Here is a 16,693-nt window from a genome sequence, read left to right as displayed (position 1 = left end):
CGGGAATGGGGATGCCGTGACAACGCCTCGGCTGGAAATTCGCAACCTTGTGCGCAGCTTTGGTGGCCGCCGTGTGGTCGACGGCGTCAGCCTGTCGATCCTGCCGGGCCAGGTGACGTGCCTGCTGGGCCCCTCGGGCTGCGGTAAGTCCACGACACTGCGCATGATCGCAGGGGTCGAGATGCAGGATTCCGGCGAAATCCATGTCGACGGATCGCTCATCTGCGACACCCGCTTCCGCGTGCCTCCCGAACGGCGCGAAATCGGGCTGATGTTCCAGGACTTCGCCCTTTTCCCGCACTTGAGTGTCGAGGGCAACGTCGCCTACGGCCTCAGCGGCACCCGCGACGCAAAACGCGCCCGGGTCGAGGAAATGCTCGACCGCGTGCGCATGTCCCGCTTCATCGACATGTACCCGCACCAGCTCTCGGGCGGCGAACAGCAACGCATTGCGCTCGCCCGTGCTATCGCCCCGCGCCCACGCATCATGCTGATGGACGAGCCGTTCTCCGGCCTCGACAACCGCCTGCGCGACGGCATCCGCGACGAAACGCTCGCCATCCTCAAGGAAGAAGACACAGCCGTCCTGCTCGTCACCCACGAGCCCGAAGAAGCCATGCGCATGGCCGACGAAATCGCCCTCATGCGCGATGGGCAGATCGTACAGCAGGGCGCGCCCTACAACGTCTACACGCGGCCCGTGGACCGTGCCTCAGTCGCCTTCTTCTCCGACGCCAACCGCTTCGGCGCCGTGGTGGACGGCGCGCTCGCTGTCACGCCCTTTGGCCCCTTCCTCGCACCCGGCGTGGCAGACGGCACGCTCGTGGACATCGTCTTCCGCCCCCAGCACGTGAAAATCGACTTCGACCGCGCTGGCGTCGGCCCGGCCCCCACGGCCACCGAAGGCACGGCCGCCCGCGCCCAAGTCGTGCGCGCACGCTTCATGGGCAATGAAAGCCTCGTCGAATTCCGCCTCGACGACAGCGGCGCACTGATCAAATGCACGGTGCCCGGCGTCTTCCTGCCCCAGCCGCAAACCGTGATGTGGCTGCGCGTGCGCCGCGACAAATGCTATGTATTTCCCAGACAGGAGGTCGCGGAATGAGCGGACCGATGATCGTTGAATTTGGCCTCGGCACCTCCCTGCGCCGCGGCAGCTATACGGAGGCCGCGGCCCGCGCCGTCCGCGCCGCCCTCTGGCGCAACTCGATCAACCTCGCCGAATATATGGGCGTCGGCAAAGAGGACATGGTGATCGACGTCCATATCGGCTGCGCCCGCCCCGATCTGGTGGACACCTCCGTTCTGGCCGAGGTCTTCCCCTACGGCACAACCTCCTTCACCGTGACCGAAGGCGGCCTCGACGTCGCCCGCCCCGAAGGCACCGGCAACCCCACGGTGATGGCCCAGGCCGCGCTGATCGTCTCGGTGGAGGTGCCCAATGCCTGAACAACGTCTCATCATCGAAATGGCCCAAGGCGTCGACCTGCACGGGCGCGACGATACGAAAGCCGCACGCCGCGCGGTCGAACAGGCGCTGCAAGGCGCGTCGCTGCCAATCTTCGGCACGCTTGACGTGGATCGGAACACGATGCGCGTGGTTGTCCACGTTGCGACCCCAAGGCCCGAAAGCGTGGACACGGACGCCATCGCCGCCCTCCTGCCCTACGGCACGGTCGAGGTGATCGCGGAAAAAGGCGGTCTCGACGTCCCGGTCGCAGGCGATGTGGCCCTCATGGCCGTCGCCGCCATCGAAGTCTTCCTACCGACGCGCACGGACTAAAGTGTCGGCGGGTGGGCGCCTTTTGCGCGGCAGCGCAAAACAGAGCACCCGACCGACCTCACACAATCTCGAAAGACGCCTCTGCCCGGTCCACTCCGTTCACCTGCACGACCAGCCCATGCACACCGGGATGCAGCTCGAACGTCGTCGCGTTGGCCTTCAGCTTGTGCACCTTCTTCAGCACCAGCGGCTTGCCCGGCTTCACCTCCGCCACCTTCAGCTTGAACACCTTCTCCCCGCTCTTCCCGTTCGGACGGGCAAAGCGGATGCGGTAGTCCACCAGCACCGGCAGAATATCTGGCGCGTTCAGTGTCACAGCAAACTCCAACGCATCACCCAAAACAACCTTCGGCGTAGCGATCTCACATGACACATCCACAGGCGCATCCCCGCGGTAGCCCAGCATCGCCATCGCCCCCGGATGCCCATCCTTCACCAGCGTCCGCAACGCATGGCGCTGCATCCACGCCCGCTCCTTTGCATCCTGCGAACCGTCCGCTTCCCAAGCCTCCAACCGGCCCAAAACGGCGCCGGGCTCGGTCTTCGCCACATCATTCAGATGGTTCGCAACCGACCGCGTCACAAACCGCGTCCCGTCCGCCTGCAACCGGTCCAGCAGGGGCAAGGTCTGATCCAGCGTCAGCTCCACCTTCCGCGCCCAAGGCAACTTGGGCCGCGTGCCCTCACTCACCAGCCGCCGCACGTGATAGTTCTCGTCCGCGGCCCAAGCCTCCAGCCGGGCGAGTGTCTCCTCCGGCCACCGGTTCAGAAAGGCACGAATGTAAAACTCCATCGAAAACCGCTGCGTCGCCTCATAGAGAAGGTCAAGCGCCCGCTCCCGATGCGCCTCCAGTCCATGGCGCACGGCGAGCACACCGGGGACCGCGTGAATAAAACGGCCAAAGTCATCATCCCGCAGGCTCGGATCCAGCCGCTGCGGCATCGCCGCCTCCAACTGGTCCGCCATGGTCGGAAAGTCCGACGCCAGATGCGGCTCAATACAATCCGCAAACCAGTCCAGGCACTCCATCAACGACCGCTCGGGTATCCCGGACAGCGCCGCAGCATGAAAAGCATCTCGGTCAAATCCGGACACACCCGCCGCAAATTCATCGGCCAGATCGCCCAGGCTATCAGAATTGAAAAGCTGATCCTTCAACGAAAACGTCGGCTGCGCCTTGGCCATGCTGTCTTTCCTTAACCGACCGCTATCAATGGGCAGAGGCGTACACGGCGCCACTGCCAGCATTTGGCATCAGCCACACCTATATGGTCGCCACAGTTGCCCCACCATCGAGCAGCAGGTTCTGCCCAACGATGAAACCAGCGTGCTGCGAACACAAAAAAGCGCAGGCCGCGCCAAACTCGTCCCGCGTGCCATAGCGACCGGCAGGAATGGTGGCCGCACGTTCTGCCCGCGCCTCCTCCAGCGTGATCCCCTTGGCCTTCATCACGCCGCCATCGAGCGCATCGGCCCGGTCAGTCGCATGAATGCCGGGCAACAGGTTGTTGATGGTCACACCCTTGTTCGCCACCTGACGCGACGTGCCGGCCACATACCCGGTCAAACCCGCACGGGCCGAATTGGACAGACCAAGCACAGGTATGGGCGCTTTCACCGATTGCGAGGTGATGTTGACCACCCGGCCCCAGCCTCGGTCCATCATGCCCGGCACCAGCGCCTTGATCAGCGCAATCGGGGCCAGCATGTTCGCATCAAGGGCCGCGATGAAATCGTCCCGATCCCAGTCATGCCACATGCCGGGGGGCGGCCCACCCGCATTGTTGACCAGAATGTCGGCATCACCTGCAGCCTCGATCAGGGCGTTCTGCCCCTCGGCAGTCGTCACATCTGCCGCCACGGTCGCAACCTCGACGCCATGGGCCGCGCGAATGGCCTCGGCCGACGCCTCCAGCGCTTCCGACCCGCGCGCATTCATCACAAGATGCACGCCTGCTGCGGCCAACGCCTCCGCACAGCCCAGACCCAACCCCTTGGACGACGCACACACGACGGCCCGCTTGCCTGCAATTCCCAGATCCATGATCGCTCTCCCATTCACGTCTGATCCCAACAGGTAACGACCTGCTGACCAATGTGCCAGCAAATCGCCGAACCGTTGACCGACCCCCGCCACAATTCTACGTTAAATCACATAGACGTAACACCGAGCCTCCACATGACCGACACCGCTCTCACGCCTGCGCAAAGCATGCCCGTCTTTCGGGCCGACGGCTTTGTCGTCAGCCAAGGGGCCAATCTGGGCGATGCCCTGTCGGTTGCCGATGAACTGATGCTCGACGACATCTATGCCCTGTCCGCAGACGCGCAACTGGTTCGCCTGGCTCTGCACGCAAGCGACACGACGCATATGATCGTGGCAGACGGCAGTGACTGCGGAGCCGCGGGTGCAGCGATCCATCTGGATTGCGCCCTGACACTCATGTCACCGGACGGCCAAATCACCGACGCAATCGTATTGGTCGAGGTCGACGACGCAGGCCACATTGCCGAGATCTACCTTCTGCCGCTGGCAGCCCTCGCGCCGCGCACGCCGTACAATCTGGTGGGCATCGACCGGGACGAGGCGCGGACCAAGTTCGCCCACCTCGCGTGCGCCCGCTTTACACGGGGCACCCACATTACGATGGCGTCCGGCGCCCAGAAACCGATCGAAGAGCTCGAGGTCGGTGACCGCGTTCTGACACGCAACGACGGTGTGCAAGAGGTGCGCTGGGTCGGGCAATCGACGGTGCGAGCCACGGGTGACTTCGCCCCCATCCGCATCCGGGCTGGCACGCTCAACAACGACCGGGACCTGATCGTGTCCCCCGACCACCGGCTCTTCATCTACCAGCGCAAGGACAGGCTTGGGGCCGGCCGCTCCGAGCTTCTGGTCAAAGCGCGACACCTCGTGAACGGCGACAGCGTGACGGTGCAGGACGGCGGCTTTGTCGACTATTTCGAACTGCTCTTCGACACCCACCAGATCATCTATGCCGAAGGGATCGCGGCAGAATCCATGCTGATCGACACCCGCACAAAACCGGTTCTCCCCGATGAGGTGTCATCCCGCCTCACCGCCCATACGGCCACGGGGCTGTCGGGCCTGGACGTGACCGAAAGTCTGCTTGACAGACCTGACGCGGCCGAGCTTCTGAAACGCGCCTCGAGCCGTTGAAAAATCTGCGGTCTTGACCCAAATCAAGCCGCTTGAACAGCGCTTGCTCCATACCGGATGAAACCATCTGGAACGGAGACTTCGATGACCAAGCTGACCTCGATCCTGGTTGCCACCGACCTGTCCACACGCTCGGATCGGGCCGTGCGGCGGGCAGCCCATATCGCGCGCGCCCACGGCGCTGCGCTGACGGTGCTGACCGTCATGGACGACGCGATGCCAGCCGAGGTCATCGACACACTCCACGCCAAAACGCGCGCTGCGCTGGAACGGTTTGTGGGCTCGGTCTGCGTCGGGGTCAACGTCACGATCAAAGCAGAGCCGGGCGACCCCACGACCGACATCCTGCACGCCTGCGCCGAAGACGTCGATCTGCTCGTGATGGGCACGCACCGCATACGGCCCTTTCTGGATCTTCTGAGAGAAACGACGATGCAACGGATCGTGCGGCACACCTCCACCCCGGTGTTGCTGGTGACCGATAGGGCCGACCATCACTATGCCAACGTGATTTCAGCCTGCGATTTCTCGCCCGCCAGCAGCGCGGCGATGCGCCTCGCACACACTATCGCGCCCGAAGCGGACATCCATCCCGTCCACGCGCTGAACGTGCCTTACGCTGGCCGCCTTTCGCGCACCCAGGCCGCAGGCGACGCGATCGAAGCGTCCTTCCGCAAGGAAGCCGAAGCCTCAGCCCGCAGCTGGCTCGCAACCGAAACGCTGCCCACGTCCAAGATGTCGGACCTCGAAATCCTGCCTGGCTCCCCTCTGCCGATGCTGCGCAGCAAAGTGGAACTGGGCGACGTCGACCTGATTGCCGTCGGTGCCCACGGTCGGGTCGGGTCGGCCCGCAGCCTGCTGGGATCGCTGGCCACGGACCTCATGCGCGACCCGCCCTGTGACGTGCTGATCGCGCGGCCTTAAGGGCATCACGGCCCGTAGAAGAACTCCTCGCGGGTGATCTTGCCATCCGCGACATGGTACACGGCGATCTCGCTCATGTCGGTGACCTCGCCCGTCTCCTTGTTCTTTGCCTTCACATCAAAGGTCACGGCAAAGCGATCCTCGCCATGCGGGAACGGATCGGACACATTGGCTTCCATCACCTCAAAGGTGCTGTCCCACCAGGCGTGCTTGCCCCGGATCCCCTCAAGGCCATGGGTCTCGCGCCCCTGCCCCATATCCAGCGACTCAACCGAAACCGCATCGGCGGCATAGAGCTTGTCCAGGTTCTCGGTCTCGCGGCCCTCGCGGCAACCGGCAACCAGTTCCTTGGCGACATCATTCAGTGACATGGGGTGTCCTTTCCTTTGGTGACAAAACCAACCTACGCCTCCCCACTGTCAGTTTTTGGCAGTACCGTCAGGTGATCCCCATTTCGGCGTTCTGCTCTTTCAGCCGCCGGTTCAACTCATTCATCTCCAACTGCATGCGCGGCATCGGGTCATCTCCGATATACGCGCTGATCTGACCGCCCAGCAGCGCAGACCAATAGATGCGCAAAACGTCGTTCATCCGTTGCGAGTAATTCGGACCCAGCTTTCGAAACCACTTCACCATGTCCGCATCCAGGCGAATGGTCACCCGTGTCTTGTGCGGCGCCACGCCATCGAAACTATCAAGCCCATTCCACGCCATCGGGATCGACTCCTCGATATGCGTGCGGCGCATCGCATCCTGATGCCGGTCCAGGGTCAGTTGCAGATCAAGCTGCGCTTTCTTCTGAGGTCCCCACATGGCTGCCTCTCCTACGTTGGCTCGTGACGGTCACGCGCAAGAGTGTCACCAAAACATTAACGCATCCTGAGACGACCGCGCGCCCCCGGTGCACAGGGGGTGTACGGATGGTGCACGGGGGGTGACACCCCGGTGTTGCCCCCTTTGACGGCCCCCGATATATGGGCGCTCATGCTAGACAACCGCCCCGAATTGCCCCCCGAAATCGCCCGTCGCCGCACCTTCGCGATCATCTCGCACCCCGACGCGGGCAAGACGACCCTGACCGAAAAGTTCCTGCTGTTCGGTGGTGCCATCCAGATGGCCGGACAGGTGCGGGCCAAGGGCGAGGCACGGCGCACCCGCTCCGACTTCATGGCGATGGAAAAAGACCGCGGCATCTCGGTCTCAGCCTCCGCCATGTCGTTCGATTTCACAAGCAAAACCAATACCTTCCGGTTCAATCTTGTGGACACACCCGGCCACTCCGATTTCTCCGAAGACACCTATCGCACGCTCACGGCGGTGGACGCTGCGATCATGGTCATCGACGGGGCCAAGGGCGTTGAAAGCCAGACCCAAAAGCTGTTCGAGGTCTGCCGCCTGCGCGACCTGCCGATCCTGACCTTCTGCAACAAGATGGACCGCGAAAGCCGCGACGTCTTTGAGATCATTGACGAAATTCAGGAAAACCTCGCCATCGACGTGACGCCCGCGTCCTGGCCCATCGGCATGGGCCGCGACTTCATCGGTTGCTACGACATCCTGCGCGACCGGCTCGAGCTGATGGACCGCGCCGACCGCAACAAGGTCGCGGAAAGCATTGAAATCAACGGCTTGGACGATCCCAAGCTGGCCGATCACGTGCCCGAAGCACAACTGAACCAACTCCGCGAAGAGCTGGAAATGGCCCGCGAATTGCTGCCCCCGCTGGACGCAGAAGCCATGCTCCAAGGCACACTGACCCCCATCTGGTTCGGCTCCGCCATCAACTCCTTCGGCGTCAAGGAACTGATGGACGGCATCGCGAACTACGGCCCAGAACCGCAGGTCCAGTCGGCCGAACCGCGTCAGATTTCACCAGAGGAATCAAAGGTTTCCGGCTTTGTCTTCAAAGTCCAAGCCAACATGGATCCCAAGCACCGCGACCGCGTCGCCTTCCTCCGCATGGCGTCGGGGCACTTCAAACGCGGCATGAAACTCACCCATGTCCGGTCCAAGAAACCCATGGCCATCTCGAACCCCGTCATGTTCCTCGCCTCCGACCGCGAGCTTGCGGAAGAGGCATGGGCCGGCGACATCATCGGCATCCCGAACCACGGGCAACTGCGCATCGGCGACACGTTAACCGAAGGTGAAGCTTTGCGTGTTACAGGTATCCCCAGCTTTGCGCCTGAACTGCTGCAGGGCGTCCGCGCCGGTGATCCGCTGAAAGCGAAACACCTGGAAAAGGCGCTGATGCAGTTTGCCGAGGAAGGGGCCGCAAAAGTCTTCAAACCGTCCATCGGGTCCGGATTCATCGTCGGCGTCGTGGGTGCCCTTCAATTCGAGGTGCTCGCCAGCCGGATCGAGCTGGAATACGGGCTGCCAGTGCGGTTCGAACAATCGCAATTCACCTCCGCCCGCTGGGTGAGCGGCGACAAGCAAGCCGTTGATAAGTTTACGGAAAGCAACAAGCAGCATATCAGCCACGACCACGATGGCGACATCGTCTACCTGACCCGCCTGCAATGGGACATCGACCGCGTCGCCCGCGACTATCCGGACGTGACGCTGAGCGCGACCAAGGAAATGATGGTCTGACGCCATGGCCCGCGGACCGATCCTGCCGGTCCCGCAGCCGGTTGAAACCGACCCCGCCAAACTGCGCTGGGGCATCGTGTCCACGGTCAAGGCGCCCCTGCGCAAAGTGGCCGAATTCATCGCCTTTCACCTCGACCTAGGCGCCAACCGCATCCACATCCACCTCGACGCGCCCGACCCTGCAATCGCTGAACGGCTCGCCCATCCCAAGGTCCGCTTCACCCAATGCGACGACGGCTACTGGCAGGGCAAACCCAACCGCGCCCGCTCCACCCACCAGATGCGGCAGGTCTTCAACGCCACCCGCATGTACCGGATCACGCAGCTTGACTGGCTCGCCCATATCGACGCGGACGAGTTCATTCTGACCTCAACGCCCATGACCGAGCTGCTCGCTGCCGTCGATCCAAACTGTACCCACGTCGCCCTGCAACCCGTTGAAATGATGGACTGTCCCACGGATCCACGCCATTTCAAACGCTTCGCCTCCGGGGACCTGCGGGGTGACATCTACCCGACCTTCGGCACCCATATCGCAGGTGGTTTCATCAGCACCGAAAGCCCCAAGATCATCGCCCGACCAGGCCTGGCCGATGTGCGGCTGGGCATCCACGCCCTGCGCCACTTCTCGGACTTCGTGATGGGCGGCGGGTCCCTTCCGGGGGTCGAGCTTGGCCACGCACACGCACCCGATTTCGCCACCTTCGAACGGCACATGACCTACCGATTGGTCAAGGGCAGCTACCACGACCGCGAGGGGCGCGCGAACCCCAAGGGTCGGCTGATCCGCGCGCTCATGGACGACCGCGACCCGGACGCTCTACGCCGCTTCCATACAGAGATGTGCGTGCCCACGCCCGAGCGCCTTGACCTGCTCGCCGCCCATGACATGCTGCGCACCGAACGGCTGGACCTTGACGCCAAGGTGGCCCGCTTTTTCGGCAAGCTGGAGGGGTAAGCCGTGACCACCTGGGGCCTGTCCGCGACCATCCTTGCACCTACGACAGAGATCCTGCGCTTTGCCGCACACCATCTCGACGCAGGCGCGCACCGGCTCTACATCTATCTCGACGACGACAACCTAAGCGCGTTCAACACCCTGAAATCACACCCGAAAGTGCGGGTGCAGACCTGCAACACGGCCCATTGGAAACGCCTTGGCGTGAACCGGCCAGTCAAGCATCAGGCGCGGCAAACGCTCAACGCAACCCACGCCTATGCGCGCAAGGCAGAAGTCGACTGGCTGATCCACATGGACGTCGACGAATTCCTGGTCCCACAGACGAACGTGGCCGAACCCCTCGCCGAACTCCCCGCAACCACGACTTCGGCCCGCGTGCGCCCCATGGAACTTCTCGGTGGCTCAGACACCGCCTTCAAAACCTTCCTGCCACCCGGCCGTAAGCGCAACGAAGCGGTCAAGTCGATCTACCCAACCTTCGGCCAGCATCTCAAAGGCGGCTTCCTCAGCCATGTCGCGGGCAAACTCTTTGTGCGCACCGGCCTGCCCGAGATGGAAGTCCGTATCCATAACGCCTTTCGGAACGGCACCATGCTCCCCGACGCCGCCGAACTCACAGAGATCGACCTCGCCCACTGCCACGCCACGTCCTGGGACGCATGGCACCGCGCGTATGCTTACAGGATTGAAAAGGGATCGTACCGCGCCGAACTGAAACCGGCGACACAAGGCACGCTTTCGCTCCACGCGTTGCTGCGCAAGCTCGAGGCCGATCAAGGCGAGGCTGGCCTGCGCACCTTCTACGACGAGGTCATCGGCAATAGCGACGACCTCCGGGCCCGTCTGCGCGCCCATGATGCGCTGCGCATCGTAGACCTGGACCTGGCAGCCAAGGTCGCACGCCACTTCCCCGACGCGCCCGTTTGACGGGACGCGGTGCCTTTGCTATGCACGCGCAGCATGTCGAGGCACGTCGCCTCCACTCGGGCCAATCGGGCCGACATCACCAGACGCAGCGGGCCAAGTCAGTGTCCGCAACCTACGGACATACATGACAAAATTCTCTGATCTGAACCTGAACACAAAGGTCCTGAAAGCCATAGACGAAGCCGGGTATGAAAACCCGACACCGATCCAAGCGGGCGCGATTCCAGCAGCCCTTGAAGGACGAGATGTGCTGGGCATCGCACAGACCGGCACAGGCAAGACGGCCAGCTTCACCCTGCCCCTGATCACGGCGCTCGCCCGTGGCCGCGCCCGCGCGCGCATGCCGCGCAGTCTGGTCCTGTGTCCGACCCGCGAACTCGCCGCCCAGGTGGCCGAGAACTTCGACACCTACGCCAAATATGTGAAGCTCTCCAAGGCGCTCCTGATCGGCGGCGTCAGCTTCAAGGAACAGGACATCCTGATCGACAAGGGCGTTGACGTGCTGATCGCCACGCCCGGCCGCCTGCTCGACCATTTCGAGCGCGGCAAACTGATCCTGAACGATGTCAAGGTCATGGTCGTGGACGAAGCCGACCGGATGCTCGACATGGGGTTCATCCCCGACATCGAACGCATCTTTGGCCTGACCCCCTTCACCCGTCAGACGCTGTTCTTCTCCGCCACCATGGCGCCCGAGATCGAGCGGATTACCAACACCTTTCTGTCCAACCCCGAACGGATCGAGGTGGCCCGCCAGGCCACCGCGTCAGAGACGATTGAACAGGGCGTGGTCATGTTCAAGGCCTCGCGCAAGGACCGCGAAGGAACCGAAAAGCGCAAGGTATTGCGGGGACTGATTGACGCCGAAGGCGAGAAGCTGACCAACGCAATCATCTTCTGCAACCGCAAGACGGACGTGGACATCGTTGCCAAGTCCTTGAAAAGCTACAAATACGACGCCGCACCGATCCACGGCGATCTGGACCAGTCGCAGCGCACACGCACGCTCGAGGGGTTCCGCAATGGCGAGCTGCGCATTCTCGTGGCATCCGACGTGGCTGCACGCGGGCTCGACGTACCATCGGTCAGTCACGTGTTCAATTTCGACGTTCCCGGCCATCCCGAAGACTACGTGCACCGCATCGGACGCACGGGTCGTGCCGGGCGCGAAGGCAAGGCGATCACAATCTGCGTGCCGCGCGACGAAAAACAGTTCGATGCGGTCGAAAAGCTGATCCAGAAAGAAATCCCGCGCCTCGACAACCCGGTGAAATCGGCCAAGCCAGCCGAGGTGAAGGAAGACAAACCGAAGTCCACGCGCAGCCGGTCCTCTTCGAAATCCGAAGAGAAGGTGGACAGCACAGCGGCCAGCGAAGACACCAAACCGTCGCGCAGCCGCTCCTCCTCAAGCCGCAGCCGATCATCCACGTCGCGCGATGATCGCAGCTCAAACAAGGTTGTAGGCCTGGGCGACCACACTCCCAGCTTCATCGGTCTGAGCTTCGAAGAGCGAATGGCCTCGTAGCGCCGCGCGGAGTTGCGAAACGCGCGATGGCCAGGTGTTGCGGAAAAATGCTATGGCAGTGATAGACATGTAAGGCGGACCTTGGTCCGCCTTTTTCAATGCATCCGGCTGATCACCACGGTTACTTCCGGCTTCTTGCCGATCTCGTCCTGTGCTGACTTCCGCACGATCCGACGCAGCGCCTCGGTCAGGCTGTCGTCATCGCGCAGCGTCTTGGCATCGGCCCGGCCAAGGAACTGACCCAGGTCTTCTTCCAACACTTCAACCAGCGCCGCCTTCGACCGCCCGGTCTCGGCCAACCCCATGAGTTCGCACCACGGCTCGCCCAAGGGCTCATCCTCTTCATCCAGGATCAGCGTCACCAGCACATGACCGTTCAGCGCCATGCGGATCCGGTCGCGGACAACGCCATCCAGCGCTCCGATCTGCACCGCGCCATCAAGGTAGGTGCGGCCGGTTTCGATGTATTCGGCCACCGTCGGGGCGTTGCCGCTGAGGTCGATCATCATGCCGTTGACAGCCAGTACAGCGCTGCGCCCCCTGGCCTCCGACAGCTTCACGTGCTCGCGCAGATGCCGGTGCTCGCCGTGCATCGGCACAACGATCTGGGGGTTCACGATGTCCTGCAAGCGTTCCAGATCAGGTCGGTTCGCGTGGCCCGACACGTGGTAGAGGCCCGAGGAATCGTCCACCACATCCACGCCCTTTTCCGACAACTGGTTGATGATGCGGATCACACCCTTTTCGTTGCCCGGAATGGTCTTGGAGGAAAACAGGAACAGGTCGCCTTCCTTCAGCTCCAGCCCCATATACTTGCCGTTGGCCAACTGGGCAGAGGCTGCACGGCGCTCGCCCTGTGATCCCGTAACAAGCAACATCAGGTTTTCGCGCGGGATGCTCTTGGCGTCCTCCGGGCTTACGACGCTTGGAAAGTCGCTCAGTACCCCGGTCTCAACCGCAGCTTCGATCATGCGACGCATCGCGCGGCCCAGAAGCACGATGGAGCGCCCCGCCGCAACGCCCGCCTCTGCCAGCGTCTTCACCCGCGCTACATTCGACGCAAAGGTCGTCGCCACAACCATGCCGGAAGTGTGCCCGCGCACCAGCTTCTCGATCTCAGGGCCCACGGACAATTCTGACCGGCCCGGATGCTGGGAGAAAACATTGGTGCTGTCGCAGATAAGCGCCTTCACCCCATCCTTGCTGACCTCGGCCCACAGGTCCGGATCAAAGGGTTCACCCACCACAGGCGTCGTGTCCAGCTTGAAGTCCCCGGAGTGGATCACCCGGCCCTCGGGACTGTCGATGATCAGACCCGCGCTTTCGGGGATCGAATGGGACATGGGCAGAAAGCCTACCTTGAACGGCCCCGCCTGCACCTGATCGGGCCAGCCAGCCACGACACGCACGGCATCATCCGGATGGCCATACTCATCCATCTTGCGCCGGGCGATGTTGGCTGTGAAAGGCCGCGCATAGATCGGCGCACCCAACTGCTCATAAGTGTGAGCGACCGCGCCGACGTGATCCTCGTGCGCGTGAGTAATGAAAATCCCGTCAATCCGGTCTTTACGCTCGGCCAGCCAAGTGATGTCCGGCAGGATCAGGTCAACACCCGGCGTCCCATCCATATCGGGAAAGGTCACGCCCAGATCAACCACGATCAGCCGCTCGGCATCCTGCGGTCCATACCCGTACACATAGGCATTCATACCAATTTCACCCGCCCCCCCGAGGGGCAGGTAGATCAAACGTTCACTGCTCATAAGCTCAGCTATTATCCTTGTTAAAGCGATAGATGACCGTCAGGCCATGCATCGTCAAATCATCTTGAAAGTCGTCAAACAGTGTTTCGGACTGTTGGAACAAGGGGGCCAGGCCCCCCGTCGAAATTACGCGCATATCGCGGTCGCGTTCCGCTTTGATCCGGGCACATATCTCACGGACAAGGCCCACGTAACCCCAAAAGACACCGGACTGCATACAGGCGACCGTGTTGGTGCCCACAACGGCCTGCGGTTTGGTGATGTCCACATGCGGTAGCGCGGCAGCGGCAGAGTGCAGCGCCTCAAGGCTCAGGTTCACGCCGGGTGCGATCACGCCCCCGACATAAGCGCCATCCGAGGCAACGACGTCAAAGGTTGTCGCCGTACCGAAATCCACCACAATCAAGTCCCCGCCGCAGCGGTCATAGGCGCCCGCCGTGTTCACCAGCCGGTCGGGGCCGATCTGCGTGCCCTCGTCCACGCGCGGCGGTGCCGGCAGCAAGCAGTCGGGTTTGCCCACAACATAGGGACGGCAATTAAAATAGCGGTCGCACAGAACCCGCAGGTTGAAGACCACGCGCGGAACAGTGGATGAGACAATCACATCCGTGATCTCAACATCCAGCTTCTGAAACTCCATCAGCGTCGACAGCCAGACATAGTACTGGTCCGCCGTGCGCTGCCACTCGGTCGAGGTACGCCAGGTCGCGAGGAACTTGGTCCCGTCCCAGATTGAAAACACCGTGTTCGTGTTGCCGCAGTCGATGGTCAGAAGCATGGCCTGCCCCCTCAGAAGTAAACGTCACCCGCCGGGATGGTCATCCGGCCTTTGGCCGTCTCTAGAACAAGTTGGCCGTCGGCGTCCACGTCCACGAAGGTGCCGATGTATGCGTCCCGCGTGGTGCGGGCCTTGATCGGTTCGCCCAAACGCGCGGCGTGGGCAAGCCAAGCTGTCCGGATTGGCGCAAAGCCGTAAGTGCGGAACTGATCTTCATACCGGGCATAGGCCGTGGCGAGAAGATCCAGAAAGTCTTCGGGTGAGATGACAGTGCCCAGGGCAGACTTCAGCGCAGCCGGTGGAACAGCGCCTTCATCGACCTCGCTCACGTCCGGCGCTGCAGCCAGATTGACCCCGATCCCGATGGCAAGGTGCGTGACGCGCGCGCCGCTGCCGATGCTTTCCAGAAGGATCCCCGCGACCTTGCCGCCGCGCAAGAGCACGTCGTTGGGCCACTTTAGCGCGAATGCATCTTCGCGCCCGGTCACCGCTACAAACGCATCCCGCAAGGCCAGCGACATGACAAAGGACCGCAAGGCGGCAACACCCGGCGCCTCGTCCAACGGCAGCACAAGCGTGCCAGCAAAGTTGCCTTCCGGCATCGACCAAGCCCGCCCGCGCCGACCGCGTGCCGCTGTCTGGGTCAGCGCCAAAATCCACTCGGGGCCAGAGAGGTCGGAGGCAACACGCGCCGCCTCGCTCAGCGTCGAGTCCACCGATGGCAAAACACGCCGCCCATAGCCTGAAGGCCAAGCGCTCATGACTTCTCTGGTTCCAAAAAATCCTCCCCGAAGGGCCGATTTGCCACGGGCGCCTAGTTCACCAATGTGAGCGCCGCAGCCGCCGCCACACTGTCCACGCCGAACATGTTGATAATCCCGAATAGCATAACAGCCGCCGACCCCATCAGCATCGCCCAAAGGATCGGGGATTTGCCGCCATTCAGCCCCTCATCCTGCGTCTCGCCGAAGAACATGTAGTAGACGATGCGCAGGTAATAGTAGGCACCAATGACGGATGCGATCACGCCAGCAATGGCAAGCCAGACAAGCCCGCCTTCATAGGCCGCGCGCAGCACGTAGAGTTTGCCAAAGAACCCAAGCATCGGCGGCACACCCGCGAGCGAGAACATCAGAAACAGCATGGCCCACGCCTTGCCCGGCTCGCGCTTGGCGTACATCTTCAACGACGAGATCTCGACCACAGGCTGGCCGTCTTTTTCCATCATCAGGATGAAAGCGAAGGTGCCGATATTCATGGTGACGTAGATTGCCATGTAGACCAGCATCGCCTCGACCCCGAGCGCAGTGCCGGAGGCAAGGCCCATCAGGGCGTAACCCATATGCGCGATGGACGAAAACGCCATCAGTCGCTTGATGTTGGTTTGACCGATCGCCGCAAATGCACCGAGGAACATCGACAGCACCGACAAGAGCGCCATGACCTGTTGCCAGTCGGCAATGGCCCCACCAAAGGCGTCATGCATCACGCGTGCGAACAGCGCCATGGCCGCGACTTTCGGCGCCGTAGCGAAGAATGCCGTGACCGGCGTGGGCGAGCCTTCGTACACATCCGGCGTCCACATGTGGAACGGCACGGCAGAGACCTTGAAGGCAAAGCCCGCCATCAGGAAGACAAGGCCGAAGAGCAGGCCAAGCGACACGCCCTCTTCCGCGACCTGAACGATCCCCGAGAACAGCGTGGTGCCTGCATAACCGTAGACCAGCGACGCACCATAGAGCAGCAGACCCGAAGACAACGCGCCCAGCACGAAGTATTTCAGACCGGCTTCGGTTGATTTGACGCTGTCACGGCGCAACGACGCAACCACGTAAAGCGCGAGCGATTGCAGCTCGAGGCCCATGTAGAGCGCCATCAGGTCGCCCGCCGACACCATGGTCATCATGCCCACGGCGGCCAATGCCACCAGCATCGGGTATTCAAAGCGCAAAAGGCCGCGCTGCGACATGTACCCTTCGCTCATCAGCAAAACGGCAGCGGCGGACACAAGGATCGTCACCTTGGCAAAGCGCGAAAAGGCGTCATCGACGAACATGCCGCCAAAGGCCACGTTCGTCCCCTCACCCGTGAACCCGATCCATGCGGCGACGGCAAGGAAGACGGCGGATGTCGCCCAAAGGAGTGGAGAGGCAAGATCGTCCTTGGACGTGTAGACCGCCCCGATCAGGCCCAGCATGGCAAAGACAGCCAGCAGGATCTCGGGCAGGATGATGGTCAGATCAGCAGACATG

The 16,693-nt window shown here is 62.5% G+C and carries 17 protein-coding genes; 9 read left to right on the top strand and 8 right to left on the bottom strand.

Going from position 1 to position 16,693, the window contains the following annotated elements; genetic code table 11:
* Positions 1-16: 16 nt before the first annotated feature.
* From KUV51_RS04575 to KUV51_RS04565, 3 genes are read left to right on the top strand one after another with little or no spacing between them, the layout of a single operon-like run.
* Positions 17-1,105 carry an ABC transporter ATP-binding protein gene (locus KUV51_RS04575; RefSeq protein ID WP_222520408.1) on the top strand — a complete coding sequence of 363 codons (1,089 nt, stop codon included), beginning with the start codon at positions 17-19 and terminating at the stop codon, positions 1,103-1,105.
* Positions 1,102-1,449, top strand: a complete 348-nt coding sequence (locus tag KUV51_RS04570; protein WP_222520407.1) for a Lin0512 family protein — start codon at positions 1,102-1,104, stop codon at positions 1,447-1,449. The genes KUV51_RS04575 and KUV51_RS04570 overlap by 4 nt, the downstream gene beginning before the upstream one ends.
* The gene (locus KUV51_RS04565) at positions 1,442-1,783 is read left to right on the top strand and encodes a Lin0512 family protein (RefSeq protein ID WP_222520406.1); all 342 of its coding nucleotides are present in this window, start codon (positions 1,442-1,444) and stop codon (positions 1,781-1,783) included. Before KUV51_RS04570 ends, KUV51_RS04565 begins: the two co-directional genes overlap by 8 nt.
* A gap of 58 nt (positions 1,784-1,841) precedes the next feature.
* Here KUV51_RS04565 and KUV51_RS04560 read toward each other — a convergent pair whose 3' ends face one another.
* Complete coding sequence (locus tag KUV51_RS04560; RefSeq protein WP_222520405.1) at positions 1,842-2,969, bottom strand: DNA alkylation repair protein; 1,128 nt, start codon at positions 2,967-2,969, stop codon at positions 1,842-1,844.
* Between the two features lie 79 nt (positions 2,970-3,048).
* Entirely contained in the window at positions 3,049-3,828 is a 780-nt protein-coding gene (locus tag KUV51_RS04555; RefSeq protein ID WP_222520404.1) for an SDR family oxidoreductase, read from the bottom strand.
* A 135-nt stretch (positions 3,829-3,963) separates the two neighbouring features.
* Here KUV51_RS04555 and KUV51_RS04550 point away from each other — a divergent pair, with 135 nt between their 5' ends.
* Together KUV51_RS04550 and KUV51_RS04545 are read left to right on the top strand one after the other, a co-directional pair.
* A complete protein-coding gene (locus tag KUV51_RS04550) occupies positions 3,964-4,965 on the top strand; it encodes a Hint domain-containing protein (protein WP_222520403.1) in 1,002 nt (333 codons plus the stop codon).
* 84 nt (positions 4,966-5,049) lie between these two features.
* Positions 5,050-5,889: a universal stress protein gene (locus KUV51_RS04545; RefSeq protein ID WP_222520402.1), complete on the top strand. Its 840-nt coding sequence runs from the start codon at positions 5,050-5,052 to the stop codon at positions 5,887-5,889.
* A 5-nt stretch (positions 5,890-5,894) separates the two neighbouring features.
* On the opposite strand, the gene KUV51_RS04540 is transcribed toward KUV51_RS04545, so the two are convergent.
* A complete protein-coding gene (locus KUV51_RS04540) occupies positions 5,895-6,260 on the bottom strand; it encodes a nuclear transport factor 2 family protein (protein WP_222520401.1) in 366 nt (121 codons plus the stop codon).
* 67 nt (positions 6,261-6,327) lie between these two features.
* Positions 6,328-6,702 (bottom strand): BrnA antitoxin family protein, encoded by a 375-nt coding sequence (locus KUV51_RS04535; RefSeq protein ID WP_222520400.1) that lies wholly within the window; start codon positions 6,700-6,702, stop codon positions 6,328-6,330.
* A gap of 171 nt (positions 6,703-6,873) precedes the next feature.
* On the opposite strand from KUV51_RS04535, the gene KUV51_RS04530 reads away from it, so the two are divergent.
* The 4 genes from KUV51_RS04530 (at position 6,874) to KUV51_RS04515 (ending at position 11,897) form a co-directional block, all read left to right on the top strand.
* Entirely contained in the window at positions 6,874-8,484 is a 1,611-nt protein-coding gene (locus KUV51_RS04530; RefSeq protein ID WP_222520399.1) for a peptide chain release factor 3, read from the top strand.
* A 4-nt stretch (positions 8,485-8,488) separates the two neighbouring features.
* A complete protein-coding gene (locus KUV51_RS04525; protein ID WP_222520398.1) occupies positions 8,489-9,442 on the top strand; it encodes a glycosyltransferase family 2 protein in 954 nt (317 codons plus the stop codon).
* Positions 9,443-9,445: 3 nt separating this feature from the next.
* Complete coding sequence (locus KUV51_RS04520; protein WP_222520397.1) at positions 9,446-10,372, top strand: glycosyltransferase family 2 protein; 927 nt, start codon at positions 9,446-9,448, stop codon at positions 10,370-10,372.
* A 124-nt stretch (positions 10,373-10,496) separates the two neighbouring features.
* Positions 10,497-11,897, top strand: a complete 1,401-nt coding sequence (locus KUV51_RS04515) for a DEAD/DEAH box helicase (protein WP_222520396.1) — start codon at positions 10,497-10,499, stop codon at positions 11,895-11,897.
* Positions 11,898-11,992: 95 nt separating this feature from the next.
* Here KUV51_RS04515 and KUV51_RS04510 read toward each other — a convergent pair whose 3' ends face one another.
* Genes KUV51_RS04510 through nuoN form a run of 4 tightly spaced genes read right to left on the bottom strand, consistent with a single transcriptional unit; the run spans position 11,993 to position 16,692 of the window.
* Positions 11,993-13,663, bottom strand: coding sequence for a ribonuclease J (locus KUV51_RS04510; RefSeq protein WP_222520395.1), 1,671 nt, complete (start codon positions 13,661-13,663; stop codon positions 11,993-11,995).
* Positions 13,664-13,667: 4 nt separating this feature from the next.
* Entirely contained in the window at positions 13,668-14,441 is a 774-nt protein-coding gene (locus KUV51_RS04505; RefSeq protein ID WP_222520394.1) for a type III pantothenate kinase, read from the bottom strand.
* An 11-nt stretch (positions 14,442-14,452) separates the two neighbouring features.
* Positions 14,453-15,202: a biotin--[acetyl-CoA-carboxylase] ligase gene (locus KUV51_RS04500; RefSeq protein ID WP_222520393.1), complete on the bottom strand. Its 750-nt coding sequence runs from the start codon at positions 15,200-15,202 to the stop codon at positions 14,453-14,455.
* 53 nt (positions 15,203-15,255) lie between these two features.
* On the bottom strand, positions 15,256-16,692 hold the full coding sequence (gene nuoN / locus KUV51_RS04495; protein ID WP_222520392.1) for an NADH-quinone oxidoreductase subunit NuoN: 1,437 nt from the start codon (positions 16,690-16,692) through the stop codon (positions 15,256-15,258).
* Position 16,693 lies beyond the last annotated feature (1 nt).

Origin of the sequence: Tateyamaria omphalii, from assembly GCF_019802125.1 — a bacterium.
Taxonomy (GTDB): Bacteria; Pseudomonadota; Alphaproteobacteria; order Rhodobacterales; family Rhodobacteraceae; genus Tateyamaria; species Tateyamaria omphalii_B.
This window is presented reverse-complemented; position numbering and strand designations above follow the sequence as displayed.